The organism is Sinorhizobium psoraleae (genome assembly GCF_013283645.1).
Taxonomy (GTDB): Bacteria; Pseudomonadota; Alphaproteobacteria; order Rhizobiales; family Rhizobiaceae; genus Sinorhizobium; species Sinorhizobium psoraleae.
Genome location: NZ_JABEKV010000005.1, coordinates 186,390 through 211,992 on the forward strand (window position 1 = coordinate 186,390; position 25,603 = coordinate 211,992).

Below are 25,603 nucleotides of genomic sequence, written 5' to 3' on the forward strand. Positions count from 1 at the left end.
TCACTTCGCAGCCAAAAGGTTTTCAACCTGCCTGATCAATTCAGGGCCGTTGAACGGTTTTGCCAGGCGAGGCAAGGCGCGAAACCGCTCCGGCAGATCCGACGCCGTATAGCCCGTCAGCAGCAGGACGGGCACCCCGCGCGCCAGCAACTCATCAACAAGCGGATAGACGAACTCGCCGCGCAAATTCAGGTCCAGTGTGGCGATTTCGAAGTTCTGTTCGCGTGAAGCATCGATCGATCCCTGTAGCGTCGTGAACGGGCCCACGACGACGTAGCCGGCCGCGATGAGGTCATCCTCGATCTGCAATGCCACCAGAAATTCGTCTTCGACGACGAAGACCCGGCATCCCTCGGCTCCAGTCATTCGGTTCCCCCGGGATAGGGCACGTCGATCGCGCAGTTCAGTCCCTGCGACGCGAATTCGAGGCGGACATCGCCGCCCAGATCGGAAGCGAGGACACGTTCGAGAAGCAAACGGCCAAAGCCGTTTCGGGTCGGCACCGAGACGGAAGGACCACCCGTCTCAATCCAGCGGATGCGAAGCCGCTTCTCCGTCGGATCGACGACCCAATCAACGCTTACGCGGCCGGCCTTCACGGACAGCGCCCCATGCTTGGCCGCGTTGGTGGCGAGTTCATGTGCTGCCATACCAAGCGTAAGGGCATGTTTGGGGGGCAGCGTCGTTGGCGGACCATCGAGAGAGATGTTGTCCACGTTCTCGTTTCGATAGGGAGCCAGCTCGTCGGAGAATATGGTTTGAAGAGAGACGCCCGACCATCGCGATTCCGCAAGTCGGGTATGCGTCTGTGCCAGCGCCCGGATGCGTGCATCGAACGACCGCTGCGCATCATGCGCATCGGGGTTCGTCGAGAAGGATTGCCGCGCGATCGAGTTGACGGTGGCCAGCGTATTCTTGACGCGGTGGCTGAGTTCGGCAACAAGAAGGTCCCTCTGCGCCTCGGCTTCCTTCCGCTCCGTGATGTCCATGCAAATGCCGGCCAGACGCTCGCCCGTGCCGCCGTCTGCGGGCGAGAACCGGCCGAAAGCCTCCATCCAGCGTATCGTACCGTCTGCGAGGAGAATGCGGTAGGCGACATGGTAGTCCTCCCGCGTCTCCAGCGCCTTCTCTATCGCCTGCTCGACGGCCGCAAGATCGGCGGGATGAATATCGCGCTTGAAGGCGGCGAATGTCCCTTCGAATGTTCCAGGATCGACCCGGTGAAGCTTCTCGAGGCCGGGTGACCAGATTACCCTGCCGGTCTGCAAGTCCCACTCCCAGGCGCCCATCCGCCCGGCATCCAAGGCCATCTTCAGCCGACGCTCGCTTTCCAGCAGCGCTTCCTCTGCCTGTTTGCGCTCGGTAATGTCGACGAAGGCGGCCACGGCGCCGGTCTGTTCCCCAAGCGGGTTGCGCAAGGGGGTGGCGTTGCCGAGCAGATGGCGCGAGGTGCCGTCATCGAAGCGGATCTCCTCTTCGAAGTTTTCGACCTCTTCTCCGCGCGCCGCGCGCTGCACGGGCATTTCATCGGGCGACAGCATCCTGCCCCCCGAAAAAATCCGGAAATGAGAGGGCTGTTCATCAGGCGGGGCCGAAAACGAGAGGTTCGAATCCGGCGGCAGGTGCAGAAGGTCGTATGCACTTTTGTTCCCGTCGATGACACGGCAGTCAGACGTTCGTGTTATCCATATGGGGGTCGGCACGGCTTCCATGATGGCCTGCAGTTCGGCTGCGCGAGCCCTTTCGTTGGCTTCGTTGCATCGCAGCTGCTCTTCCGCGAGCTGCCTCGCCCTTTCGGCTCGGATGCGCTGGATGCTGAAGCCGAGCTGTCGCGCGATCGTCAGCGCGAGGCTGATTTCCGTTTCAACGAACACATGCGGCCTGTCGTAATAGGCCATGAACTTTCCGACTAGCCTTCCCTCCGTAATCAAGGGAATGAACCCGAGCGCGGCAATGCCTTCCGATGCAATTGTCGCCCTGAGTTCGTCGGAAAGCTCGGCTCTCGTGACGTCTTCAACGAAGATGGGGTCCGGGTCCTGCGCTTCCGGGGTCCATGGAGAATGTCCTTCGACGGCGCGACGGTAGTGGTCGGACAATCCCCGCCAGGCCACGAAGCGCATTCTGTCGGACTGGTCGAACAAAAGAATCGACGCGCGACTGCAATTGAGTGCCGCGCGAATGGCATCCAACGCCGCGTCGTAGACCTCTTCGATCCCCTTGGCGCGATGAAGCTGTTCAGTGAGTTGATAGAGCGAAGCCTGCTCGCGCAGGCGCTTTTCCATCGTCTCTTCGGCTTGCTTTCGTTCCGTGATGTTGCGGGCGATCTTCGATGCGCCGATTACGCGGCCTGTGGCATTACGAACGGGCGAAACGGTGAGCGAGATGTCGACAAGGCTCCCATCCTTGCGCTGACGCTTCGTTTCGTAGTGATCGACACGCGCGCCACTGCGGATGCGCTCAAGGATCCGAGGCTCCTCGTTCTCGTGGCCCGGTGGCATGAGAATGGTGATGGGTTTCCCGATCACTTCATCCGCGGTGTACCCGAACAGACGTTCGGCGCCGTTGTTCCAACTGGTGATAATGCTGTTCAGATCCTTGCTGATGATGGCATCGTCGGAGGACTCGACGATCGCTGCGAGATACCGCGAATCCTGTTCGGCCCGTCGATGGCTCTCGGCTTCGCGCTGGCTCACGAGCAGCAGATGGGCGTTGTCGATCGCGATTGCAGCGTGCGCGGCGAGGGCCTCGACGGCATCCTCGGACTCCGTTGAAAACACCCCCGGTTCGTCATGCCCGAGAAACAGCCCGCCCAGCACGTCGCCAGACCGGGAAATGACCGGGACGGCCAGGTAGCTGACGATCGGGAGATGGCCCGGTGGCATCCCGAGGTGAGGCTTGCTCAGACCGTACTGCGGATGTTTGCGGATATCGTCGCTCCTCACGACACCGTGGCCGCGGAAGGTCGCGGCAAAAAGGGCCGTATTGCGTGGTAGCCCCAACCGTTCGAATGCTGCGCGCGGTGCGCCGGATAACGTATAAAGCTGGAAATGCTCGCCGGCTTCATCGGTGACACGGTAAAAGAACGCGCCATATTTCGCGCCGCTCAGCTTTGTAGCGCTGTCCGTGACGGTTTGGATGATGTGTTCCAGATCGAGGTCGCTGGAGAGCGTTTTAGCGATGCGGCCGAGTGCTTCCAGCCGCTCGGTCTTCGTGCGCAGAATAGTTTCGGAGCCTTTGCGTTCGCTGATGTCGACCAGAAGATTGATTGCGCCCGTCAACGTTCCCGACTTGTCAAAGATCGGTGTCGGATACGGAAGGACCGGAATCATCGTTCCATCCGGCCGTACGACAACAAGCTCGTGTCCCCTGATCGCCCGCCCTTCCTTCAGCGTCTGGGCCATCGGACATTGATCATGCGGGAGATTTGAGCCGTCGGTGCGACGCAGTTCCCAACTGATGCACCAACGGTCCTTGCCGAGTCGGGGTTCTCGTCCGGCGAAGTCGGCGGCCGCCTGGTTGAAATAGGTGATGATGCCCTCTCGGTCCGTGGCGTAGACAGGCATCGGCAATGCGTCCAGCACCGCCCGAAAATCAGGCGAATCCAAAGTGCCGATCTTACTCTCCAAACTTTTCGGCAGAGCCTCCGCGCTGCTCATAGGTCCCTCCGCAAGCGCTCGCTGACCCCCAGAAACGCGGCGCGAGCAGGTTTGTTCCGGATCGGCAGTCATCAGCTTGCCGAACCCCCAAGGTCACACGGTAGATCCTCGGCGTACCCGATGTTAGGTTCCCCCGCGGGTGGAGTGACGACTGTCAGGACCCGTGGAGGAGATCGACCAACAAACCGGAGACGTTTTTATGAGCAGAACTGTGCTGAACGCCGTGGGCAAGACGCTGTATTACAGCGGAAACTCAACGGCGTGGTTTTCCGCCACCGGATCGGGACCCACACTCTACGGGACGTCCGGCAACGATTCCATGTGGGGCGACAGTTCCGTCAATGTCACCATGATCGGCGGCAGAGGCGACGACATTTATTATCTCTATTCCGGGATCAATCGCGCCTACGAGGCAGCCGGCGAGGGTGTCGATACGATCAACACCTGGATGAGCTACACGCTCCCGGACAATTTCGAGAACCTGACCGTTACCGGCAATGGACGGTTTGCTCTCGGCAACGATGCCGACAACATCATTACCGGCGGTTCCGGCAGCCAGACGCTCGATGGCGGTGCCGGCAACGACGTGTTGCGAGGCGCGGGCGGCGCCGATATCTTTGCCTTTACGCGCGGCAACGGCAGCGACCTTATCACCGATTTCAATTTCGACGATATCGTCCGCCTCGAGGGCTATGGATTTACATCCTTTGCCCAGGTCCAGGCCAATCTCAGGCAGGAAGGCGCCAATTTGCGGCTCAGCCTCGCCGACGGCGAGAGCCTGGTTTTCGCCAACACTACCGCCGACCAATTGCAGGCGAACCAGTTCAGACTGAGCCTCGATCGCTCCGTGCTGACGCAGACCTTCTCGGACGAGTTCAACACGCTTCAGCTTCGCAGCGGCTCGAGCGGCGTCTGGGACGCGAAATTCTGGTGGGCTCCCGATAAAGGAGCGACGCTCTCCGAGAACGGCGAGCTTCAATGGTATATCAATCCGGCCTATCAGCCGACCGCCGCGGCCAAACCGTTTTCGGTCAACAACGGCGTCCTGACGATCACTGCAGCACCGGCGTCCCCGGCCATCCAGGCCGAAATCAACGGCTATGACTACACCTCGGGCATGCTGACGACCTACTCGTCCTTTGCCCAGACCTACGGCTATTTCGAGATCCGCGCGGACATGCCGGACGACCAGGGCGTTTGGCCGGCCTTCTGGCTCCTCCCGGCCGATGGTTCCTGGCCACCGGAATTGGATGTCGTGGAAATGCGCGGGCAGGATCCGAACACCGTCATCGCTACCGTCCATTCCAACGAAACCGGCTCGCAGACCAGCATTGCCAGCGCCGTCAAGGTTGCCGATACCAGCGGATTTCACAAGTACGGAGTGCTTTGGACGGAAGAGGAGATCGTCTGGTACTTCGATGACGCCGCGATCGCGCGTGCCGACACCCCCTCGGACATGCACGACCCGATGTACATGCTCGTGAATCTCGCCGTCGGGGGCATTGCCGGCACGCCGACCGATGGCCTCGTCGACGGGGCCGAAATGAAGATCGACTATATCAGGGCCTATTCGCTCGACCCCGACTGGCAGATCTGAGCGGCAGAGCCGCATGGGCGGAGACCGGCATGAAAAGCTGCCGGCCTCCGCCGGATGCCCTACTTCTGAATGCAGGTGTCGACGGTATCCTTGGTGCATTCGTCGAGACCGGTGAAGACCGGATCCTCGACCGGCTTGCCGGCGATGAGGTCCAGCATCACCGAGGGCGCCTTGTAGCCCATTTCGAAAGGCCGTTGCCCGACAAGGGCCGTCACCAGGCCCTCGCGGGCGATCGCGACTTCCTCGCCAATGGTGTCTGCGGCGCCAATGACGAACTCGTTCTTGGCGATCTTGTCGGCCATCGGCTTGAAGAGGTCACGATAGGGTTGCGGCGCGCCGAACAACGGCCAACCACCCATGATGCCGAAGGCGTCGAGGTCCGGATTGGCTGCAAGGATATCGGTCATCGCCTGGACGCCCCTGGCGCCGTCGTCATTGGTGAAGACCGGGCAGCCGGCGACTTCGGTCCAGCCGCCTTCGCCCTTCAGTTCTGTAAGCCCCTTCTGTCCGGTCAGCGCGTCCCGCATGCCCTGGGCGCGGCGCAGAATGTTGTCGGCGCCCGGGTTGCCCTCAATCGTGCAGATCTTGCCGCCGTTCGGCTTGGCCTTCTTGATGTACTCGCCGATGCGTGCGCCCATCAGGTAGTTGTCGGTCCCTAAATAGGTCTTGCGTAGCGCCGAATCCTCCTCGGCGAGGTCGGCATCAAGCGTCATCACCGGAACCGACGGGTTGGCGGTTTTCAGTGTCTGGGCGATCAGCTTGGCGTTGGAGGGCGAGATGGCGATGGCGGCCGTTTCGGCCTTGCCCAACATATCCTGGACGATCTGCGCCTCGCCGGCTTCGTCCGACGTCGATGCCGGACCGGTGTAGAAGCACTCATATTCCGAATCCGGGTTTTCCTTGTTCCACTTCTGGCAACCCTGGTTGATCGCCTCAAAGAATGGGTTGTCGAGGCCCTTCACGACGATGACGAGCTGTTTCTTCTGGGCCATGGCCGTTCCGGCGCTGAGTGCCAAGACGGCAACGGCAAGCAATAGTGCCTTCCTCATTCCTTCCTCCCTTGAAACAAACGGACACCCATGTGCCCGCCACACAGATCAACCCGGATACCAGACGATGCGCGGGTCATCCCGTGAGCGCTCGTACTGCCAAGCCGAATCGATAAGCCTTTCCATGTCGTAGTCGGGTCGCCAGTCCAGCAGGTACTTCGCCTTGCTGTTGTCCATCCAGTTCGAGTGAAACTGGCTTGGGATGTCGACGGAAGCGAGGCTGCGGGTGTGGGCGAGATAGGCGGCGACCTCGCCGTAGTCGACGGGCCTATCCATCGAGATATTGAAGAGCTGGCGCATCGCGCGTGGATTGTCGATCGCCGCCAATATGGCGGAGACCAGATCATCGACATGCACGAAATTGCGTTTCAGTGGCCGCCCGTCGGCATCGCGTATGAGTGGTACGGTGCCGTCTTCGGCATAGCGCTTCGCATCGGCTTCGGGAACCAGGTTCTTCCACACCGGGCCGCCGAACACGTCGTCGCCGAAGGACAGCGTGTACTTGAAGTCGTCCTTTTCCATGATCCACGGCGCGCGAAGGCAGCAGCCGTTGAGGCGGTATTGAATGCCGAACTGCTCCAGCATCACCTCTTCCAGCACCTTCGACAGCGCGTAGCACCCGGGATACGCCTGATGGGGTGCCTTCTCGGTAATCGGCCCGTCGTGACGGTAATAGAAATGGCCGATCCCGGCGTCGCCGCCGATGAGGATGAACTGGCGCGCCGCGGCGCTTGTCCGGAATTCCTCAAGCAGCCAGAACAGCCCCTTGACCGTGACGTCGATGATGTCCTCGGGCGTTTCCTTGCAGGTGGCGAGATGCACTACATGGGTGACGTCGGCGAGTGCTTTTGCCACGACGTGCCGATCGGCAATCGATCCACGCAACACCTCGACCCTTTCGGTTTCCGGGCACAGACGATTGTGGCAAAGCGCACGGATGCGCGCCTTGGAAAATCGCGGATCGTCAAGCAGCCCAGCGATGAAGTGCCGCCCGACCTTGCCCGTTGCACCGGTAACAAGGATCAGCATGCTCTTGCTCCCCTTTCTACAGCTAATATCCGCGCGCTTCGCTCGTCAACGAGTATTTGTAATACAAAATGGATTCTTGGCCGGGTGGAGCGAATGAATCGCGGGACAATCGATTGACGCTATCGTAAGGTTTTGCGTAAATTCGCTTGATCGCACGTCCGGGAAGAAATCGGAAAAGCGAGATCGCGACGGCTCCGGATCCAAGGTGGGGTTTCGGAGCGGCCGCAAGCCTGGAGCTAGCGGGAGGATAGAAGGCCGTGGCGGTCCTCGAACTCGCCAACATTTCCAAACATTTCGGCGCCATCCAGGCGGTCAGTGATATTTCGCTTTCGCTCGAAGCGGGAGAAGTGGTCGGCCTCATGGGCGACAACGGCGCCGGCAAGTCCACATTGGTCAAGATGATCGCCGGGAATTTTCGGCCAAGTCACGGCACGATGCACCTGGACGGCGCGGAGCTCGTGCTTCACCGACCCGTGGAGGCGCGCCAGCATGGCATCGAGATCGTTCACCAGGATCTGGCGCTCTGCAACAATCTGACGGCCGCGGCGAATGTCTTCCTCGGACGCGAACTGCGGCGCGGCCTCGGCCCGCTGCGGATCCTCGATCACAAGACGATGTACAAGCGCGCCGGCGAAATTTTCAGGGAGCTGAAATCGGAAACGCGACCGCGTGATCTCGTGAAACAGATGTCGGGCGGTCAACGGCAGGCGGTGGCAATCGCCCGCACCATGCTCTCCGAGGCAAAGATCGTGCTCATGGACGAGCCCACCGCGGCGATTTCGGTTCGGCAGGTGGCGGAAGTTCTGAACCTGATCCGGGAACTGCGCGACCGGGGCATTGCCGTAATCCTGATCAGCCACCGCATGCCGGACGTCTTCGACGTCGCCGACCGTGTCATCGTGATGAGGCGCGGCAGGAAGGTTGCGGACAAGCCGATTGCTGCAAGTTCACCGGAGGAAGTCACCGGGCTCATCACCGGCGCGATCGAACAAGTCTGAACGGGACTACAGCGCCGCGCCTCATCGGACGCGCGGCAGCGGCCAAAAGAAACGAAGGTCGACAATGGCAACGACGCTGGAACGGACGATGGAAGAGAGGCAGCAAACCTGGCCTGCGGCGTTGCTGGCCAGCCAGACTTTCTGGGTGCTGATTGCCGTCATCCTCGCCTGCATATTCCTGTCCTTCGCAACCGACTCCTTTGCGACGGCAAAGAACCTCTACAACATCACCCGCAACGTGACCTTCGTCGCGATCGTCGCCCTCGGAATGACGTTGGTGATCATCACGGGCGGTATCGATCTGTCCGTTGGATCCGTGCTTTGCCTCTGCAGCATGGTGCTGGCCGTGGTCATGCACGCCGGCTACAGCATCGAGGTCGGCATCGCCGCCTCGATCGGGACCGCGCTTCTGATCGGCGCCTTCAACGGCGTCATGATCGCTTATCTGGGATTCCCGCCCTTCGTGATCACGCTCGGCATGCTGTCGATCGCACGCAGCCTGGCGATGGTCGCGTCCAACAATACCGTCGTCTTTCAGTTCGGTCCCGATCATGACGCGCTGCTGGCGCTCGGCGGCGGTGCATGGTTCTTCGGCATCGCCAACCCAGTGCTCTACATGATCGCGCTGGCGCTCCTCACCGGTTTCGTGCTGCGCTGGACGAAATTCGGCCGTTACGTCTTTGCCATCGGTGGCAATGAACACGCGGCTACACTCACGGGCGTACCGGTCAGAAGGATCAAGGTTACCGTTTATATGATCTCTGCGCTCTCGGCCGGGATCGCCGGTATCATTCAGACCGGCTGGCTCGGCGCCGTCACGACCAACATCGGCGCGGGGATGGAGCTCCAGGTCATTGCGGCTGCCGTCATCGGCGGCGCCAATCTCGCCGGCGGCGTCGGCACGGCGTCCGGGGCATTGATCGGTGCGGCGCTCATCGAAGTGATCCGAAACAGTCTCGGCCTGCTCGGCATCAATGCTTTTTGGCAGGGCACCTTTATCGGCGGGGCCACGGTGCTTGCTGTCCTGTTTGACCGGATACGCAACTTCCGACAGAGCGAATAAGCGCTCCTCGCGTCAACCCTTGAGCAGGATGCGCCGCATCTCCTCCATTGCAGCGTCGAACTGAGCATCCCGTCCTGCCGCATAGGGCAGGCTGAATATCACCGGGATATCAGGATCGATGCCGCGGCCTTCGAGCCGCAGACCGTCGTCGATGACGGCATCCGAGACTGCCAGTTCCAACAGGCTGTCGTCGGGCAGCAGATAGGCGCGGCCGGCGAGCAGAGCGCCGGCCGTTCGCGTTCCGACCAGAGGGATCCCGTTCGCCTTCAAGGCATAGGCGAAGAGTTCCAACCCGCTTCTGGCACCTTCATCGATGATCGCGACCACCGGCCGGCGCCAGCGCACATTGGCCGGGGTCTCCTTGCCATTCCGATTGATCAGCCGGAACGTCGGCGTGTCGCCGACGAAAAGCTCCGCCGCGTCGGGCGGACCGCCACCCCAACGGCCGCGCAGATCGACGATCACACCATCGGCGTCCTTGAGGCGTCCGTTGGAAAGCTCGCGGGCGACAATGTCCAGGCCGTCGGGAGCAGAGAGCGTCCATAGTCGAACGTAACCGATCCGCCTTCCATCATGCTCCGTCACCGTTACGCTGTTCTCAATTGCCTTCTCGAATGTCCGCAGCGGCCTCAGCCGTTCGACCATTACCTTGACGGTGATCGGCGCAGCGTCGGCATGCCGCCGCAGCCGCACCTCGACGTTTTGGCCGATCTTGCCTTTAAAGGATCCGATTTCATCATAGGGCGCGCCATCGACTGACAGGACCTCGTCGCCGACGAGAATTCCGGCGCGGTCGGCCGGCGAGCCATCGTAGACGTCGCTGACGAACCGCTGGCCGTTGCCTCGTGCGATCATGCCGATGCCCGCATAGTTAGCGTCGCCCTCCGGGGGGAACAATCGCCGCATGTCGTTGCGGACGGCAAAGCGGAATATGTCGATGAGCTCGTAATAGTCGATGCTATCGCGTTTGAAGCGGGCCGTATGCGAGGCATCGAGGCTGGCGAGGATCGCCTCGACTGCCCTGTCGACCTGCGCCTGTGAACTCTTGGCAGTCACCGGCACGTCTTCTACCGCGCGGCGCACCGTTGCAGCGAACCGGTCAAGCGCCTCCTTATCATGAAAATTGTCGACCACGAGTTGGACGGCGCGGTCGAAGACCGGATGTCCCGACCGTGGTGGGTCAACGCCGAAGGCTTGCCCTGATGTAAGTAGGAGCAAAAGTATGAGAGGGAGGGAGCCGACCGTCCTTGCGCGCATGGGCCGATTTCCGTTTCTGTTTCGACCAGTATCGGCGAAACCGCGGCCGGATTGCGACGTCCGCCAACAACATTCCGTGAGCGCCGCGCCTATGCCGCAACGTTTCGCCGATTATCGCGAGGCGCATTACGGTGCCTTCGCGCGAAACAATCGGCTGGCGGAACAACGCACGGATGGGCACTGTTTCGGTAGCCTGTCGCAACTGGAAGGACGGATCATGATCCTGTATCTGACAGCCCTTGCTTCGCTTTTGCTCACAGCGCTCAGTCTCGGTCCGTCCTTTGCCCATGTGTTGGAGGCGCCACCGCGGCTGACCGTCTGGTCGCCCGAACTTTGGCGTGAGGCGACGGTCTTCAACGGCCAATTCGAACTGTTTGCCAGAATTGGCAGCCCGCTCGACGTCGGGGCAATATTGATGGCGGGTTTGCTGACTTGTCTCCTTGCGAAGGAGCGGCCCGCATTCTGGTTTGCCTTGGCGGGCACCTGCCTGTTGGCGCTTGGCCTCATGGCTTGGTTTACAGTCGTTGCGCCGGCCAATGCCGTATTGGCTTCCTGGACGCCGGGTCCCGTTCCGGCCGACTTCGCGTCCATCCGATTGCGATGGGAGACGGGACACATGGTCGTTGCGGCAGCAAAACTCTTGGCCTTCGCATCGATAAGCATGGCAGTGTTGGCGCCGCGATTTCCTGCTCGGCACACCTGATCCCGATCAGGCTAGAGCGCGACCACCATTGCAAGGAGGACCAGGCTGATCAAGCCGAACGCCGCCCGCGCGACATGAGAGAATTCCCACCGGTCACGCAGATACGTCCAATCCCGGGTTGCGGAATCAGCAACATCATGTGAAGCGCCCAGCGAGAAGAAGTCGGCGCTCATACCCCTCAATTTGACGTCCTTTAGCCAAAAATTGTTCACCGGATGCGTCAGGATCTAATAGATCGCCTGCATGGCCAATAGTCCGATGAAGGCGGCGGCAATCAGCCAGAAAGCCAGCGTCAGGGGAGGCGTCAGGAAGAGGAGAACGGCACTGAGCACGAGGCTCGCAGGCTCGGCCGCGCCACCGATGGTGAAGCCGGGATAGTAGATCGGCTGAACGGCGAAATACTGTTCCTTGCCCAATCTGAGCTTGCCTGGCAATTCAAGCGCGTGCGCGAGCGCAAGCGCCATTGCAATAGCCACCACGGTGATCGTCAGAACCTGTAAGGTGAGGAGCATCGCCGAACCCCATTCGATTTCCGAGGTCGAACGTTTCAGCCCATGTTCGGTTCCGGCGCCAAGTTGCCTGAATGTTTCAAAGATGGGTGTAATCAGACTTGTCCCGGCGCAGGTGGCCAAACCGGAAGCTGCCTGGGGCCGCCGCGCGTACCATCATCATTTCGCCGATCGTCTCATGCGTCATGAGGCCGACGAGATGGTCCGAGCCGTCGACAACTGCAACGGCAGGGGAACTGGCCTGCTGCATCAGCCGCAGGCTCTCCTCGAGGCGCTTGCGATAGTGGATTCTGGGAACGTCACCGCGCATCGCGCTGACAACCGGCGTCTCGGCTCCTCTTTCCTTCAGTGTCCGGATCATGTCATCGCGCGTCAGCAGCCCCTCGAAGCGGCCGGTGGCATCGACCACCGGAAACTCGCGCTGCGTCGTTGCAAGCAGCATCTCGATCGCCTCGTCGATGGTCGCCGACCGGTCAAGCCTTGCGAATTCGGTGACCATGACGTCCGCTATGAGCACGCTCCCGGAAACCGCGCGGATGTGCGCGTTCTGCGCTTCGGCCGTCGCCGCAAGATAGACGAAGATGGCGATGAAGATCAGCAGCGGGTTATAGAACAGCCCTATGAAACCGAAAACGAAGGCGAGACCTTGGCCGATTGCCGCGGCGATCTCGGTCGCCCGCGCCCAGGTGAGGCGCGAGGCGAGGGCGGCGCGCAGCACGCGGCCTCCGTCCATCGGAAAGGCAGGGATCATGTTGAAAAGCACGAGAAAGACGTTGACGCCGGCAAGCCTTGCGAGAAAGCTCCTTCCGGGGTCTTCGACACCTGCCATCTGCTCCATGCCGACCGATCCGCCGAGCGCAAGAAAGATCAGCGCCGCGATCACGACATTGACGAGGGGGCCGGCAATGGCAATTATAAATTCCTCGCGAGGTTCCTCGGGCATGCGTTCGAGACGGGCCACTCCGCCGATCGGCAGCAGCGTGATATCCGGCGTCTTGATTCCGAAATAGCGCGCGGCGGCAATGTGCCCGAACTCGTGCAGCACGACGCAGACGAAGACGGCAATGATGAAGAAGATGCCTTCCCAGGCGGCTGGTGCGCCGCCAATCCGGTAGTGCATCAGCCATATCCAGATGAGCAGGAGCGCGAAGGTGACATGCAGCCGTATGGCCGTGCCGCCAATCGTTCCAATCCTGAGAGACCAACCCATGCGCGTTCCTGCGTGCTGCTGCCGGTAAGCGGCCGTCCTCTTCGATGAACTCGCATATCAGGCCGAGGTTCCGACAATCACTATGATAGTCGATCACCTCGGCATCGCCATGGCGAAAGGGCCAACGGCGGCTGACGGTTGGGCCAGTTCAGAGAATTTTCAATAGGCGCGCGGCGGCACGAACAGGCAAATTGTTTTGCTGCGCTCTTCACCGGCGGCGGAGCACCAGTGGTAATAACCGTCCGGCGAGATGCGCACTCGTCCGTCGGTGTAGGGAAGCACTTCTCCGGTGGCTTCGATGATATAGCCTTGCGGGCGTTCGCTTACTGCCGTCTGGGTAATCTGCCGGCAATCGATATTCGAGCAGCAGGAGTTCGGGTATTTCCATCCGCTGGGGGCGTCATGGGCAAAGGCGGTCGTTGACAGTCCGAGAAGGGCAGGGACAAGGAAAATTCCGCGCATTGAAATCTCCTTTCAGGAGGCGGCCGCCAATCCTCCGACGAGGAGACTGGCCGAAGCCGATGATTGACTTACGTGTTCAAACGCCGGAGTTGCGGAAATGATCCGTTAGGGCCGCCGGCAGGCTCCAAATCCGATGACGATGACGCCAGCCGATCGCGTGCCGCAGGCGTGCCGGGACACTCAGCGCAGGGGGACGCGGAACGTGTCGCTCTCGCCTTCGACAAGCTCCAAGGGCCAGACCTTGTTTGCAGGTGCGTCCGGATAGTGACCCTTGAAGGCGGGCATGGCAGAAAGCAGGGTTTCCGCCAGCGCAATGCCGAGATCACGCAGCGACAGGCGGAAGCAGGTGAGCGGCGGTGAGAGAAAATGCGCGTGCGGGCTGTAGCGCCCGATCACTGCGATGTCGCGCCCCGGCTTGACGCCTGCCTCGGAGAGCGCCTGATAGAAGCCGATCGCGATCGTCTCGTTGATCAGCACGATCGCCGTCGGCGGCTTGTCGAGCGCGAGCAGATCGCGAGCGATCTGGTAGCCACCTGCCTCGTTTGGCGTAGAGCGGAAGATCAGGTTCTCTTCCAGGGGCAGGCCGTGTGCCGCCAGCGCATCGCGGCAGCGATCGACGAAGATATAACCGAGGTTGACGTCGTCATGCGGCCGCGTGACGGCGATGCGGCGATGCCCGCGGGCCACCAGACGATCGATAGCCGCCTGCGCCATGCCCTCGAAATCGAGATCGATCCAGGGCTGGCCGGCATCCGTCAGGCTTCGACCAAGCGTGACGAAGGGAATATTGCGTTCGGCGAGGAATTCGATCCGGGGATCGCGCCTCTGCGTAGACGAAAGGATCAATCCGTCGGCGAAGCCGCGCGCCACGACCCGGCGCAGGTAATCGCTCGGATCCTCCTCCGAGGAGCAGAGCAGGGCGACGAGATCAAGCTTGTGCCTCGCAAAGACGGCCTGCACGCCATCGAAAACGCTCATGAAGAACGTGTCACCCTGGCCGGTAATCTCCGTGCCGGTCTGCATCATGAAGCCGATGATGTTGGTCGTTCCCTGCCTGAGGCTGCGGCCCGACTGGTTCGGGACATAACCCAGTTCGGCGGCTGCCTCGAGCACGCGCTTACGCGTCTCGTCGTTGACGTCAGGCTTGCCGTTGAGTGCCCGCGAGACCGTGCCGATGGAAATATCGAGATGTTGCGCAAGACGCCGAATTCCCTTCATCCCGACCGTGACCCTCCGTCATTCATCCACCGTCTCCGAATCCCTATTGACATGTTTTGGAAACTCCGCATAGTTTCGTAAACGTTTACGGTCGCCAAACCAAGGCGATTTCGTAGACTTACGGGAGGAGAAACGTGATTTTGCGCGCAGTTCTGTGCGGGTGCGGAGCTATGGCCAAGGGTTGGCTCAAGGCGATCGCCGCAAACCGCGAACTTCAATCTTCAATCCGCATCGTCGGGCTCGTCGACGTCAACGCCGATGCAGCCCGCGGCCTCGCGGCGGAGTTCGACATCGCGGGTGCGGTCACCGGCTCCGATCTCGACGCGGTCTTGAGCGAAACCAAGCCAGACGTACTCTTCGACATCGTCGTACCGGCCGCCCGCCACGAGGTGGTCTCCATCGGACTCCGGCACGGGTGCCACGTACTGAGCGAAAAGCCGATGGCCACCTCGCTCGCCGCCGGCCGCGAACTGATCCGCCTTGCGGGCGAGGCCGGCAAGGTTCATGCCGTCGTTCAGAACCGACGGTTCATCTCCGGCGTCCGCCGCATCCGGCGCTTCGTCGAAAGCGGCGCGATCGGCGAGCTGACCGGTCTTCATTGTGACTTCTTCATCGGCGCGCATTTCGGCGGTTTCCGCGAAGAGATGGACAACGTTCTGCTCCTGGACATGGCGATTCATACCTTCGACGCCGCGCGCTTCATCGCCGACAAGACGCCGCTTGCAGTCTATTGCCACGAAAGCAATCCCCGCGGGTCCTGGTATGCGCATGGCGCGGCCGCGAATGCCATCTTCGAACTGTCTGATGGCGTGACCTTCACCTATCGAGGCTCATGGTGCGCGGAGGGGGCGAATACGAGTTGGGAAAGCCAGTGGCGGATCATCGGCACCGGGGGCACGCTGCTCTGGGACGGCGCAGAAAGCTTCCGGGCGAACAGGGTCACCGGCAGCGAAGGGTTCCTGCGCGAACTTGTGCCGCTCGAGGTTCCCGAGCCGGTCGATCAGGCGGAAACGCATGGCCACGCCAGCGTGATCGCCGACTTTCTCGCGGCCATCCGGTCCGGCGGAACGCCGGAGACGGCAAGCGACGACAATATCAACAGCCTTGCCATGGTCTTCGCGGCGATCGAGAGCGCCCGCACCCGGCAGCGCGTGACAATCTGAACGAGGTATCTGATGAGCAATCCAGCCAAATCCATCCGCATCGGTACGATGGTCAGCGCCACCAAAGGCGACGCCGCCAAACGCATCGGCCAGATCGCCGACATGGGCTTCGAAAGCTTCGAGCCGTTCTTCTGGCAGACCACGAACGGCCAGGACCTCGCTGAACTCGGGAAGCGTTGCAAGGACGTTATCGGCGATCGCGACATCACGATCTCGACGATTGGCATGTTCGGCAATCCGCTCGAGGAGACCGACATCGACCTGCAGACGCTGCAAGGTTGGAAGGATTGCATCGACAATGCGCATCACTTCGGCGCAACCTGCGTTGCAGGATTTACCGGCCGCATCCGCAATCGGCCACTTACCGACAGCCTGCCGCGCTACCGGAAGATCTGGCGGGAGCTCGCCGCTCGCGCCGCCGACAAGGGCGTGAAGATCGCTTTCGAGAATTGCGCCATGGACGGCAACTGGGCAACCGGCGACTGGAACATCGCCCACAATCCGGATGCCTGGGAACTCATCTTCAACGAGACCCCGGACGACCATATCGGTCTCGAATGGGAACCTTGCCACCAGATGGTCTATCTGATCGACCCTCTGCCACAGATCCGCAAATGGGCTCAGAAGATCTTCCACGTTCACGGAAAGGACGCGACGATCCGTTGGGACGTGATCCGCGAGCACGGCATCTTCGGCAAGGAGAAGTTCGTCGTCATGCGCACGCCCGGCTTCGGCGACAGCAACTGGACCGACATCATCTCGGAACTGCGCCTTGCCGGCTGGTCCGGTTCGATCGACATCGAAGGCTGGCACGATCCGGTCTATCGCGATGCGCTCGAAATGACCGGCCAGGTCCACGCGCTCAACCACCTGAAAACATGCCGGGGCGGCGATTTCGTCACCGATCCGGTCTGAGGCATGCCTGACCGCCGGCATGGAGGATGCCGGTCGCGGGACAACAAAGGAGGAAATTATGGGCTTCCGCAGATATGCAATTCTGGGCACCGTCGCCCTCGGCACTTCGCTGGCGGCGTTCTCCGCCAGCGCGGAGGATGTGACGATCAGTGTTTGGTCGCTGGATCGAGACATTCAGCCGGCGCCAAATCTGATCAATGATTTCAACAAGCTCAACACCGGAATTAAAGTCGAATATCGCCAGATCCAGTTCGACGACGTGGTCAGCGAGGCGATGCGCGCCTATTCGACGGGGCAGGCACCCGACATCATTGCGGTCGACAATCCGGAGCACGCGCTCTTTTCGTCGCGTGGCGCGTTTCTCGACCTCACCGACATGATCGCGAAATCGTCGGTCGTGAAAATCGAGAATTACTTTCCGGGGCCGCTCGCCTCGGTGACCTGGGACGGAAAATATTACGGGATTCCGAAGGCGACCAACACGATCGCGCTCTACTACAACAAGGACATGTTCAAGGCCAAGGGCCTTGACCCCAACAAGCCGCCGCAGACCTGGGACGAACTGGTAGAGACGGCGCGCAAGCTGACCGACCCGGCCGCGAATGTCTACGGTCTGACTTTCTCGGCCAAGGCCAATGAAGAGGGGACGTTCCAGTTCCTTCCCTGGGCGCAGATGGCCGGCGGCAGTTATGATGCGATCAACTCCGACGGAGCGGTCAAGGCGCTCGACGTCTGGAAGAAGATCATCGACGAGAAGCTGGCGTCGCCGGATACGCTGACGCGAAGCCAATGGGATTCGACCGGTACCTTCAATTCGGGCAATGCGGCGATGGCGATCTCCGGGCCATGGGAACTGGATCGAATGATCGAGGAGGCGAAGTTCGACTGGGGCGTGGCACTCCTGCCCGTGCCCGAACCGGGGGCCGAACGCTCCTCGGCTATGGGCGACTTCAACTGGGCGATATTCGCCAACACCGAGCATCCGGCGGAAGCCTTCAAGGTTCTCGAATATTTCGTGTCGCAGGACAACAGGATGTTCAAGGACTTCGGGCAATTGCCGGCACGCTCTGACATCACCATTCCGCCGACCGGCGAACCGCTGAAGGACGCGGCGCTGAAGGTCTTCGTCGAGCAGCTGAAATACGCCAAGCCCCGCGGTCCGCATCCGGCATGGCCGAAAATCTCCAAGGCGATCCAGGACGCGATCCAGGCGGCTTTGACCGGCCAGATGACTTCCAAGGAAGCGCTTGACCAGGCGGCCGAGAAGATCAAGGCGGTCCAGGGTTGAGACAATGCCGCCGCCCCGGCTTGCGGAGCGGCGGCAGGCATTCACCGGCGGATCGCAATGTCCGCCCGAGTTTCCTCCCGAAAGGCGATCTCCGGCTTCGGCCGGGTCGCCGGCGGGAGAGGGGATCGCCATGAAGAGAATTCTATCCAGTATCACGGACGGCAAGGGCTTCGACATCGGCCTCGTCGCGCTGCCGCTCGCTTTCCTGTTCGTCATGTCCGGGTTGCCGCTCGTCTACAACGTGGTGATGAGTTTCCAGGAAGTGGACATGTTCAGCCTCGGCAGCTTCGCGCGGCCCTTTGTCGGCTTCCGCAACTATGTCGATCTGTTTTCGCAGCCCGAAACCCGGCCGATTCTCTTCAATACGGCGCTCTTCGTGGCGGCCTCTATCGCCGGACAATTTGCGATCGGCTTCGGCCTCGCGCTGTTCTTCTGGACCAATTTTCCCGGCGCCTCGTGGCTGCGCGGCCTCTTTCTCGTCTCCTGGGTAATGCCGGGGCTCGTCGTTGGCGCCATCTGGAACTGGATTCTTTCGGGCGACTTCGGTGTTCTCAATTTCCTCCTGAGGGAAACGGGTGTCATTGACGGCAATATCTTCTGGCGCTCCGATCCGAATTATTCGCTCTGGGCCGTCATCATCGCCAATATCTGGCTCGGCACGTCCTTCAACATGATCCTGCTCTCCGTCGGGCTCTCGGGCATACCGAAGGATCTCTACGAGGCCGCCGAGCTCGATGGCGCCAATGGGCTTCAACGCTTCTGGACGATCACGCTGCCGATGATGCGTTCGACGATCGGCGCGATCATCGCGCTCGGATTGATCTTCACGCTGCAGCAATTCGATCTCTTCGCCGCGATCACATCGGGAGGACCGAACAACACCTCGAACGTCACGCAGTATTGGGCCTGGGATCTCTCCTTCCGCCAATACGACTTTGCCAAGGGCGCAACGATTTCGGTGATCATGATCGTCTTCGTTATGTTCGCCTCAGTCGTCTATGTGCGATCCACCCGTCATGAGGTCAGGGGATGAGCGAACAATTCCGCAATCGACTGATGCTGGCCGTGGCACTGGTGCTCGCCGCCATCTATCTCTTTCCGCTCTACTGGATGTACATCACGGCGTTGAAGTCCGGCTCGGCCATGTTCGCGACACCGCCGAAATTCTGGCCGAGCGAGCCGCAATGGGGCATCTACGGGGATGTCTGGCAAAGCCGCAACATGGGGCGCTATCTCTGGAATTCGCTGGTCATCGCCTTCGGCGCCGTGGCGCTGATTTCGGTGCTCGGCGTCGGCTGCGCCTATGTGCTCGCCCGCTACCGTAATGTCTGGGTCGATATCGGCCTGTTTCTCATCCTCATGCTGCAGGTGCTGCCGGCCTCGCTGATGATCACGCCCATCTTCGTCGGCTTCTCGCAGTTTGGCCTGCTCGACACGCCGCGCTTCGCGGTCATCCTGGCGATCGCCGCCAAGAGCATGCCGTTCTTCGTGGTCCTCGTCAGGGCGACTTTCATGAGCGTGCCGATGGAGCTCGAGGAGGCGGCCCTCGTCGACGGCAATTCGCGTATCGGCGCGTTCTTCAACATCGTCCTGCCGCTGGCGCGCAACGGTATTCTCGTCAGCGCGATCCTCATCTTCATGCAGGCCTTCGGCGAGTTCGTCTATTCGAAGTCGATGATCCAGGACATCGAACTGCAGCCCGCCAGCGTTGGCCTGAATTCCTTCATGGGGCCGAACACCAACGAATGGAACAACATCATGGCCTATGCCACGATCTATGTGACCCCCATTCTCGCAGCCTTCATCCTCTTGCAGCGCCGCATCGTTTCCGGCCTCACTTCGGGAGCCCTCAAATGAACCTCCAGATCGAACTCAACGGCGTCAACAAGTTCTACGGTGCCTTCCACGCGCTGAAGGACATCAATCTCGCGATAGAGGAGGGGACCTTCGTCGCCCTCGTCGGCCCATCCGGCTGCGGCAAGTCCACCCTGCTGCGTTCGCTCGCCGGCCTCGAAAAGATCTCGACCGGCGAGATGAAGATCGCCGGCGCGCTCATGAACGACGTTCCGCCGCGAAAGCGCGATGTCGCCATGGTCTTCCAGTCCTATGCGCTCTATCCGCATATGACGGTCGAGGAGAACCTGACCTACAGCCTGCGCATCCGCGGCGTGAAGAGGGCGGAAGCGCGCAAGGCTGCGGAGGAAGTGGCGGCAACGACCGGGCTCTCGCATCTGATGAAGCGCTATCCGCGCGAACTCTCGGGCGGCCAGCGCCAGCGTGTCGCGATGAGCCGAGCTATCATCCGCCACCCGAAGGCATTCCTGTTCGACGAGCCGCTTTCAAATCTTGACGCCGCCCTTCGCGTCCACATGCGCAAGGAAATCCGCGCTTTGCATGACCGGCTCAACGCAACCTCGGTCTACGTGACGCACGACCAGATCGAGGCGATGACCATGGCCGACCATGTCGTCGTCATGCGCGACGGCATCATCGAGCAGCAGGGCCGGCCGCTTGATCTCTATGACCGCCCGGCCAACAAGTTCGTTGCGGGCTTCATAGGCTCGCCCGCTATGAACTTCATACCGGCGAACGTCGGCGAAGATGGCGCTCATGTCGCTCTCGACTTCGGCAAGACGCAGGCGAAGCTCGCGCTCGGGCGCGGCCTGCCGCCGGGATCCTCCGTCACTGCGGGTATCCGGCCGGAGCACATCAAGGTCGTTGCCGAAGGGCAGGGCGCCTTTGACGTTCCCGTCGGTTTCGTCGAGTCGACCGGTTCGGCCACTTTCATCACCTCGGCAACGCAGCCGGAACTGACGATCGTCGAGACCGGCCGCGGCGGAGTCGGAAGCGGCGATATCATCGGCCTTGCGATAGATCCGGTGCAACTGCACCTTTTCGATACCGCGACAGGCAAGCGGATCGAACCGGAAAATGGGCGCATAGGCATAGAACCGCCGCGGCATCTCCACCTAGCCGGCCATGCGAGCTAGCATCCGGCGAAGAGGGCGGTCATCTCATCTGAGAAAGCCGCCCTAACGCTTTGTTCTTTCGTGCGTCCATGCGCGTCGCGCTTTCACGATCCGCTATGAAGAGGGGCCTTGCCTTCCGCGAGGTTAAGCATGAGCCGATCCTGGCCGACGCGGATCACGTTCTCCATCGCGCTTCGAGCACCATCTTCGTCACGGCGCTGGATCTCCTCGACGATCCGGATATGCGCCATCGCGACGCGATCGATTTCGGCCTCTTCGGGGGGCGGGCTCGTCAGTTTGAATACACCGATCAACGCCGCTTCGATAAGGCTCCCCACGGTCCGCATGAAGGGATTGAGCGAGGCCTCCAGCAGCTGCAGGTGGAATTCAAGGTCGGCATGCACCAGCGTCTGGGCACTGTGCCCGGCATCGCCCATGGCGACGGCAAGCCGCATCATTTGGCTGATGTCCGCGTCCGACGCCCGTCGCGCTGCGAGCCCGGCAGCATAGGGTTCGAGGGCCAGTCTCACCTCGCTGAGGTGATGCAGGAAATCCCGGTCGACGCCGACATTGAAATGCCAGGAGAGGACATCGCTGTCGAACAGGTTCCAGTGCGAGCGCGGCATAACGCGAGTCCCGATGCGGGCACGCGGGAAGACAAGCCCCTTGGCCGCAAGCGTTTTCATCGCTTCACGCAAGACGGTGCGGGATACTCTGAAGCGCGCCGCAAGCTCCGTGTCGCCCGGAAGTATGTCGCCAACGGCAAATTCGCCGCCGACGACAGCCTGGCCCAGTTCGTCGACGACGTGCTGATGGCTCGTCCGCTTTCCCGACTGTTTGACGAAGGTTCCCGGCGGCATCTCAGACGGCCCTCGGCTTCTCACGCGCGTTGCCGGTTGTCGCGCGACAGATGGATGATCCCCTTCTGCAGGAGGATGAAGGCGAAGAGCAGCGCTCCGATCAGGATCTTTGTCCACCAGCTGGAGAGCGATCCGTCGAAGGTTATGTAGGTCTGGATGAGGCCCTGAATGAAGATGCCGACAAGCGTTCCGGCAACGAAGCCCGATCCGCCGGTCAGCAGCGTCCCGCCGATGACGACGGCGGTGATGGCGTCAAGCTCGACGCCGACCGCGGCAAGCGAATAGCCGGCCGACGTATAAAGCGAGAAGACGATCCCCGAGAGACCAGCGAGCAATCCCGAGAGCGCATAGATACTGACGGTCGTGCTTGCAACAGGGACGCCCATGAGCTTCGCCGTCGCCGTGCCGCCGCCGAGCGCATAGACGTTCGTGCCGAAACGGGTCCGGTGAGCGAGGAGGATGCCAACGGCGAAGACGAGCAGCATCAGTCCGCCGATAAGCGTGATCCGCCCTCCGCCCGGCAGCTTGTAATAAAGGCCCTTCAATGTCGCGTAGAACGGATGCTTGATCGGAATGGAATCGATCGAGAGCACGAAGGCCATGCCGCGCGCAAGGAACATTCCGGCAAGCGTCACGATGAAGGCGGGCATTTCGAGATAGTGGATAATTGCCCCCATCAGTGCGCCGAAGAGCGTGGTTGTCATAAGGACCAGCGCGAAGGCGACGAGCGGGTGCATGCTGGTATGCTCCAGCACCACCGCCAGGAAGACCCCAGTGAAAGCGATCACGGAACCGATCGAGAGGTCGATGCCGCCCGAAAGAATGACGAAGGTCATGCCTACGGCCGCGATGCCGAGGAAGGCATTGTCGGTCAAAAGGTTCCCGATCACCCGGGTGGAAAGAATGTTCGGATACTGAGCGGCGCAGAGCGCATAGCTTAAGACGAAGATGAAGATCGTCGCCGTAAGCGGAAGATATTTCTGCTTCATTTCGCCTCCCGCTCGGTCGGTTTGGCTGCTCGTCCAGGGATGGCGAGGAACGCAAAGACGGTGCGAAAGCGCGGCGACTGAAGCACCAGGATAAAGACGATGATTGCCGCCTTGATGATGAGGTTGAACTCAGGCGGAAAACCGGAAAGCAGGATGCCGGTATTGATCGCCTGGATGATGATCGCTCCGAACACCGATGCGGCGATGCTGAAGCGGCCGCCAAGGAGCGAGGTGCCGCCGACCACGACTGCCAGAATGGCGTCGAGCTCCAGCCAGAGTCCTGCATTGTTGGCATCGGCCCCCCTGATGTCGGCGGCAGCGATAATGCCGGCAATCGCGGCGCACAGGCCGGAAAGCACGTAGGCGGCAACCAGAAGCACCGGCGTGAAGACGCCCGACAACGTGCTTGCCTGACGATTGACACCGATCGCTTCGATCAGCATCCCGAGTGCGGTCCGCCTGACGAGCAATGCGACAAGGATTCCGAAGACCAGCCAGACGATCACCGGCATCGGTAGACCGGCGAAAGAACCGCTCCCGATGAAAATGAGGCCAGGATCATTGAAGGTGAGGATCGCGCCCTCGGTGATGAGCTGGGCGATGCCGCGCCCGGCGACCATCAGCACCAGCGTCGCAATGATCGGCTGGATGTCCAGAATGGCGACAAGGATCCCGTTCCAGATGCCGCAAAGGATGCCGACCGCGAGCGTGACGAGGACTGTCTCGGCGAGCGAATGGCCGGAGGTGATGAAGGACGCGGCGACTGCCCCGCAAATCGCCATGACCGCGCCAACGGAAAGGTCGATGCCCTTGGTGGCAATGACGACGGTCATGCCGATGGCAAGCAGAACCACTGGTGCGCCGCGATTGAGGATGTCGATCAGGCTGCCGTAGAGACGGCCATTCTGAATTTCCAGGTTGAGAAAACCGGAAAAGGTCATTGAAATCGCAGCGAGAATGGCGGTGAGCGCGATCAGTTGCGGCAGCAGGCGCGCAAGATAGGTCCTGACGATAGTTGTCACGATGCCCTCCGCTCGTTGGCCGCAGCAATCGCCTCGACGATCTGATCGGCGGTAATTTGCTCGCCGTCGAGTTCGGCCACGTGGGCGCGGTCGCGTAGGACGACGACCCGCGTGCTGTAGGCGACCAGTTCTTCTATTTCCGACGAAATGACGATGAGCGACATACCTTTCTCACGCAGCGTTTCGATGAGCCTGACGATCTCGGCATGTGCGCCGACGTCGATGCCGCGCGTCGGTTCATCGAGTATCAGGAATTCGGGCTCGGTAGCCAGCCAGCGGGCGAGTATTGCCTTCTGCTGGTTGCCGCCGGAAAGCAGTTTGATCGGCTTTTCTCGGTCGGCGGTACGGATATCGAGCGCCCGGATATAAAGGTCGGCCAGCCGGTTCTGCTCTGCGCGCGAGATCGGCCGCGTCCAGCCGCGCCTGGCCTGTAGGGCCAAGACGATGTTCTCGCGCACGGAGAGGTCGCCGACAATGCCGGCGGTCTTGCGATCCTCCGGACAAAAGCCGAATTTCTGGCGGATGGCGGCACGGGGCGACGATAGCTCGACAGGGCGGCCGTCGATTTCTGCCGTGCCACTGTCGGCACGATGGGCGCCGAAGAGGACTTCCGCCGTTTCCGTTCGCCCCGAACCGAGCAGGCCGGCTATGCCGACGACTTCACCCGCCCTGACGTCGAGATCGAACGGTTCGATACGCCCCCGCCGGCCGTAGTTTCTGAACCGGTAGCGCGGCTCGCCGCCTGCAGTGTTCGCGTGGGCCGAATGGATCTCGGCCGCGAGTTCGCGACCGATCATCATCGCGATCAGATCGCGCCGGTCGAGGTCGGCCGCGTCGCGGGTTCCGACGAGGCGGCCGTTGCGCAGCACCGTTATGCGGTCCGAAATTTCGTAGACCTGCTCGAGGAAGTGGGTGATGAAGATGATGCCGAGGCCGCGTGCCTTGAGGCGTCGGACGATGCGAAAGAGCATCGCCACCTCGTGCGCGTCGAGGCTCGCTGTCGGCTCGTCGAGGATCAGCACCTTGCCTGAGAGGTCGACGGCGCGGGCGATGGCGACGACCTGCTGAATGGCGACCGAATAACTCGCAAGCGCACGGGTGACATCGAGCTCAAGCTCGTATTGCGACAGCAGTTCGCGCGCCTTGCGGTTCATCGCCCGGATATCGACCATGCCGAAGCGGCGTGGTTGCCTCCCGAGAAACAGGTTCTCGGCGACGCTGAGGTTCGGCAGCAGGTTCACTTCCTGGTAGACCGTCCCGATCCCCAGCCGCTGGGCATCGAAGGTATCGCGCGGGTCGAGTTCGGCCCCGTCGAGCAAGATGCTGCCGCCGTCCCGGTGATAGGCGCCGGTCAGGCATTTGATGAGCGTCGATTTGCCCGCGCCGTTCTCTCCGAGAAGCGCGTGAACCTCGCCCCGCCGCAGATGAAAGTCGACCTTGTCCAAGGCCTTCGTTCCGGGAAAACCCTTGTCGATCCGGACCGCCGAAAGAATGTTCTCGCTGCTGGTTTGCATGGATTCCGTCTCTGGACTACCGCCTGCTTGGCAATTGGGCGGGGACGCCGCGTCTTGGCGGCGTCCGCTCCTGTCTCAAGCCAAGCGGGTATTCCTCTCCGAAGGCATAGGCGGCCCGCGCGCATCCGTCGT

General features: G+C 61.4%; 23 protein-coding genes. 10 read left to right on the forward strand and 13 right to left on the reverse strand.

Going from position 1 to position 25,603, the window contains the following annotated elements; all coding sequences use genetic code 11:
- Positions 1-366, reverse strand: coding sequence for a response regulator (locus ILFOPFJJ_RS26385; RefSeq protein ID WP_173513522.1), 366 nt, complete (start codon positions 364-366; stop codon positions 1-3).
- Positions 363-3,656, reverse strand: coding sequence for a PAS domain S-box protein (locus tag ILFOPFJJ_RS26390; RefSeq protein ID WP_210267575.1), 3,294 nt, complete (start codon positions 3,654-3,656; stop codon positions 363-365). The genes ILFOPFJJ_RS26385 and ILFOPFJJ_RS26390 overlap by 4 nt, the downstream gene beginning before the upstream one ends.
- Positions 3,657-3,855: 199 nt before the next feature.
- Between ILFOPFJJ_RS26390 and eglC the strand changes: the two genes are divergently transcribed.
- Positions 3,856-5,253, forward strand: coding sequence for an endo-1,3-1,4-beta-glycanase EglC (gene eglC / locus ILFOPFJJ_RS26400; protein WP_173513523.1), 1,398 nt, complete (start codon positions 3,856-3,858; stop codon positions 5,251-5,253).
- A 59-nt stretch (positions 5,254-5,312) separates the two neighbouring features.
- Here eglC and ILFOPFJJ_RS26405 read toward each other — a convergent pair whose 3' ends face one another.
- Positions 5,313-6,302: a sugar-binding protein gene (locus ILFOPFJJ_RS26405; protein WP_173513524.1), complete on the reverse strand. Its 990-nt coding sequence runs from the start codon at positions 6,300-6,302 to the stop codon at positions 5,313-5,315.
- 48 nt (positions 6,303-6,350) lie between these two features.
- Entirely contained in the window at positions 6,351-7,331 is a 981-nt protein-coding gene (locus ILFOPFJJ_RS26410; RefSeq protein WP_173513525.1) for an NAD-dependent epimerase/dehydratase family protein, read from the reverse strand.
- A gap of 257 nt (positions 7,332-7,588) precedes the next feature.
- Here ILFOPFJJ_RS26410 and ILFOPFJJ_RS26415 point away from each other — a divergent pair, with 257 nt between their 5' ends.
- Both ILFOPFJJ_RS26415 and ILFOPFJJ_RS26420 read left to right on the forward strand, forming a co-directional pair.
- Entirely contained in the window at positions 7,589-8,329 is a 741-nt protein-coding gene (locus ILFOPFJJ_RS26415; RefSeq protein ID WP_173513526.1) for an ATP-binding cassette domain-containing protein, read from the forward strand.
- A gap of 64 nt (positions 8,330-8,393) precedes the next feature.
- Positions 8,394-9,392 carry an ABC transporter permease gene (locus ILFOPFJJ_RS26420; protein WP_173513527.1) on the forward strand — a complete coding sequence of 333 codons (999 nt, stop codon included), beginning with the start codon at positions 8,394-8,396 and terminating at the stop codon, positions 9,390-9,392.
- Positions 9,393-9,404: 12 nt separating this feature from the next.
- Here the strand turns inward: ILFOPFJJ_RS26420 and ILFOPFJJ_RS26425 are convergent, their stop codons facing one another.
- Positions 9,405-10,649, reverse strand: a complete 1,245-nt coding sequence (locus ILFOPFJJ_RS26425) for a S41 family peptidase (protein ID WP_173513528.1) — start codon at positions 10,647-10,649, stop codon at positions 9,405-9,407.
- Between the two features lie 217 nt (positions 10,650-10,866).
- Between ILFOPFJJ_RS26425 and ILFOPFJJ_RS26430 the strand changes: the two genes are divergently transcribed.
- Entirely contained in the window at positions 10,867-11,352 is a 486-nt protein-coding gene (locus tag ILFOPFJJ_RS26430; RefSeq protein WP_173513607.1) for a DUF1772 domain-containing protein, read from the forward strand.
- 227 nt (positions 11,353-11,579) lie between these two features.
- On the opposite strand, the gene ILFOPFJJ_RS35215 is transcribed toward ILFOPFJJ_RS26430, so the two are convergent.
- The 4 genes from ILFOPFJJ_RS35215 to ILFOPFJJ_RS26450 all read right to left on the reverse strand — a co-directional run bounded on the left by ILFOPFJJ_RS35215 (position 11,580) and on the right by ILFOPFJJ_RS26450 (position 14,751).
- Positions 11,580-11,864, reverse strand: a complete 285-nt coding sequence (locus ILFOPFJJ_RS35215) for a hypothetical protein (protein WP_246299791.1) — start codon at positions 11,862-11,864, stop codon at positions 11,580-11,582.
- A gap of 76 nt (positions 11,865-11,940) precedes the next feature.
- A complete protein-coding gene (locus ILFOPFJJ_RS26440) occupies positions 11,941-13,071 on the reverse strand; it encodes a site-2 protease family protein (RefSeq protein ID WP_173513529.1) in 1,131 nt (376 codons plus the stop codon).
- A 159-nt stretch (positions 13,072-13,230) separates the two neighbouring features.
- Positions 13,231-13,533: a cupin domain-containing protein gene (locus tag ILFOPFJJ_RS26445; protein ID WP_173513530.1), complete on the reverse strand. Its 303-nt coding sequence runs from the start codon at positions 13,531-13,533 to the stop codon at positions 13,231-13,233.
- 180 nt (positions 13,534-13,713) lie between these two features.
- Positions 13,714-14,751 (reverse strand): substrate-binding domain-containing protein, encoded by a 1,038-nt coding sequence (locus tag ILFOPFJJ_RS26450; RefSeq protein WP_173513531.1) that lies wholly within the window; start codon positions 14,749-14,751, stop codon positions 13,714-13,716.
- A 134-nt stretch (positions 14,752-14,885) separates the two neighbouring features.
- Between ILFOPFJJ_RS26450 and ILFOPFJJ_RS26455 the strand changes: the two genes are divergently transcribed.
- The 6 genes from ILFOPFJJ_RS26455 to ILFOPFJJ_RS26480 all read left to right on the forward strand — a co-directional run bounded on the left by ILFOPFJJ_RS26455 (position 14,886) and on the right by ILFOPFJJ_RS26480 (position 21,107).
- On the forward strand, positions 14,886-15,914 hold the full coding sequence (locus ILFOPFJJ_RS26455) for a Gfo/Idh/MocA family oxidoreductase (protein WP_173513532.1): 1,029 nt from the start codon (positions 14,886-14,888) through the stop codon (positions 15,912-15,914).
- A 12-nt stretch (positions 15,915-15,926) separates the two neighbouring features.
- A complete protein-coding gene (locus ILFOPFJJ_RS26460) occupies positions 15,927-16,829 on the forward strand; it encodes a sugar phosphate isomerase/epimerase family protein (protein WP_173513533.1) in 903 nt (300 codons plus the stop codon).
- Positions 16,830-16,887: 58 nt separating this feature from the next.
- Positions 16,888-18,117: an ABC transporter substrate-binding protein gene (locus tag ILFOPFJJ_RS26465; protein WP_173513534.1), complete on the forward strand. Its 1,230-nt coding sequence runs from the start codon at positions 16,888-16,890 to the stop codon at positions 18,115-18,117.
- A gap of 130 nt (positions 18,118-18,247) precedes the next feature.
- Entirely contained in the window at positions 18,248-19,150 is a 903-nt protein-coding gene (locus ILFOPFJJ_RS26470; RefSeq protein WP_173513535.1) for a carbohydrate ABC transporter permease, read from the forward strand.
- A complete protein-coding gene (locus ILFOPFJJ_RS26475; RefSeq protein ID WP_173513536.1) occupies positions 19,147-19,974 on the forward strand; it encodes a carbohydrate ABC transporter permease in 828 nt (275 codons plus the stop codon). Before ILFOPFJJ_RS26470 ends, ILFOPFJJ_RS26475 begins: the two co-directional genes overlap by 4 nt.
- Positions 19,971-21,107: an ABC transporter ATP-binding protein gene (locus ILFOPFJJ_RS26480; RefSeq protein WP_173513537.1), complete on the forward strand. Its 1,137-nt coding sequence runs from the start codon at positions 19,971-19,973 to the stop codon at positions 21,105-21,107. The genes ILFOPFJJ_RS26475 and ILFOPFJJ_RS26480 overlap by 4 nt, the downstream gene beginning before the upstream one ends.
- An 83-nt stretch (positions 21,108-21,190) precedes the next feature.
- Here the strand turns inward: ILFOPFJJ_RS26480 and ILFOPFJJ_RS26485 are convergent, their stop codons facing one another.
- From ILFOPFJJ_RS26485 to ytfR, 4 genes are read right to left on the reverse strand one after another with little or no spacing between them, the layout of a single operon-like run.
- The gene (locus ILFOPFJJ_RS26485; protein ID WP_173513538.1) at positions 21,191-21,946 is read right to left on the reverse strand and encodes a FadR/GntR family transcriptional regulator; all 756 of its coding nucleotides are present in this window, start codon (positions 21,944-21,946) and stop codon (positions 21,191-21,193) included.
- A 20-nt stretch (positions 21,947-21,966) separates the two neighbouring features.
- Positions 21,967-22,935 carry a galactofuranose ABC transporter, permease protein YjfF gene (yjfF, locus tag ILFOPFJJ_RS26490; RefSeq protein WP_173513539.1) on the reverse strand — a complete coding sequence of 323 codons (969 nt, stop codon included), beginning with the start codon at positions 22,933-22,935 and terminating at the stop codon, positions 21,967-21,969.
- Positions 22,932-23,957 carry an ABC transporter permease gene (locus tag ILFOPFJJ_RS26495; protein WP_173513540.1) on the reverse strand — a complete coding sequence of 342 codons (1,026 nt, stop codon included), beginning with the start codon at positions 23,955-23,957 and terminating at the stop codon, positions 22,932-22,934. Before ILFOPFJJ_RS26495 ends, yjfF begins: the two co-directional genes overlap by 4 nt.
- Positions 23,954-25,471, reverse strand: coding sequence for a galactofuranose ABC transporter, ATP-binding protein YtfR (ytfR, locus tag ILFOPFJJ_RS26500; protein WP_173513541.1), 1,518 nt, complete (start codon positions 25,469-25,471; stop codon positions 23,954-23,956). Before ytfR ends, ILFOPFJJ_RS26495 begins: the two co-directional genes overlap by 4 nt.
- Positions 25,472-25,603 lie beyond the last annotated feature (132 nt).

Coding starts and splice junctions, on each gene's coding strand:
- ILFOPFJJ_RS26385 (WP_173513522.1), bottom strand. CDS start 366: ATGACTGGAGCCGAGGGATGCCGGGTCTTCGTCGTCGAAGACGAATTT.
- ILFOPFJJ_RS26390 (WP_210267575.1), bottom strand. CDS start 3,656: ATGAGCAGCGCGGAGGCTCTGCCGAAAAGTTTGGAGAGTAAGATCGGC.
- eglC (WP_173513523.1), top strand. CDS start 3,856: ATGAGCAGAACTGTGCTGAACGCCGTGGGCAAGACGCTGTATTACAGC.
- ILFOPFJJ_RS26405 (WP_173513524.1), bottom strand. CDS start 6,302: ATGAGGAAGGCACTATTGCTTGCCGTTGCCGTCTTGGCACTCAGCGCC.
- ILFOPFJJ_RS26410 (WP_173513525.1), bottom strand. CDS start 7,331: ATGCTGATCCTTGTTACCGGTGCAACGGGCAAGGTCGGGCGGCACTTC.
- ILFOPFJJ_RS26420 (WP_173513527.1), top strand. CDS start 8,394: ATGGCAACGACGCTGGAACGGACGATGGAAGAGAGGCAGCAAACCTGG.
- ILFOPFJJ_RS26425 (WP_173513528.1), bottom strand. CDS start 10,649: ATGCGCGCAAGGACGGTCGGCTCCCTCCCTCTCATACTTTTGCTCCTA.
- ILFOPFJJ_RS26430 (WP_173513607.1), top strand. CDS start 10,867: ATGATCCTGTATCTGACAGCCCTTGCTTCGCTTTTGCTCACAGCGCTC.
- ILFOPFJJ_RS35215 (WP_246299791.1), bottom strand. CDS start 11,864: ATGCTCCTCACCTTACAGGTTCTGACGATCACCGTGGTGGCTATTGCA.
- ILFOPFJJ_RS26440 (WP_173513529.1), bottom strand. CDS start 13,071: ATGGGTTGGTCTCTCAGGATTGGAACGATTGGCGGCACGGCCATACGG.
- ILFOPFJJ_RS26445 (WP_173513530.1), bottom strand. CDS start 13,533: ATGCGCGGAATTTTCCTTGTCCCTGCCCTTCTCGGACTGTCAACGACC.
- ILFOPFJJ_RS26450 (WP_173513531.1), bottom strand. CDS start 14,751: ATGAAGGGAATTCGGCGTCTTGCGCAACATCTCGATATTTCCATCGGC.
- ILFOPFJJ_RS26460 (WP_173513533.1), top strand. CDS start 15,927: ATGAGCAATCCAGCCAAATCCATCCGCATCGGTACGATGGTCAGCGCC.
- ILFOPFJJ_RS26465 (WP_173513534.1), top strand. CDS start 16,888: ATGGGCTTCCGCAGATATGCAATTCTGGGCACCGTCGCCCTCGGCACT.
- ILFOPFJJ_RS26470 (WP_173513535.1), top strand. CDS start 18,248: ATGAAGAGAATTCTATCCAGTATCACGGACGGCAAGGGCTTCGACATC.
- ILFOPFJJ_RS26475 (WP_173513536.1), top strand. CDS start 19,147: ATGAGCGAACAATTCCGCAATCGACTGATGCTGGCCGTGGCACTGGTG.
- ILFOPFJJ_RS26480 (WP_173513537.1), top strand. CDS start 19,971: ATGAACCTCCAGATCGAACTCAACGGCGTCAACAAGTTCTACGGTGCC.
- ILFOPFJJ_RS26485 (WP_173513538.1), bottom strand. CDS start 21,946: ATGCCGCCGGGAACCTTCGTCAAACAGTCGGGAAAGCGGACGAGCCAT.
- yjfF (WP_173513539.1), bottom strand. CDS start 22,935: ATGAAGCAGAAATATCTTCCGCTTACGGCGACGATCTTCATCTTCGTC.
- ytfR (WP_173513541.1), bottom strand. CDS start 25,471: ATGCAAACCAGCAGCGAGAACATTCTTTCGGCGGTCCGGATCGACAAG.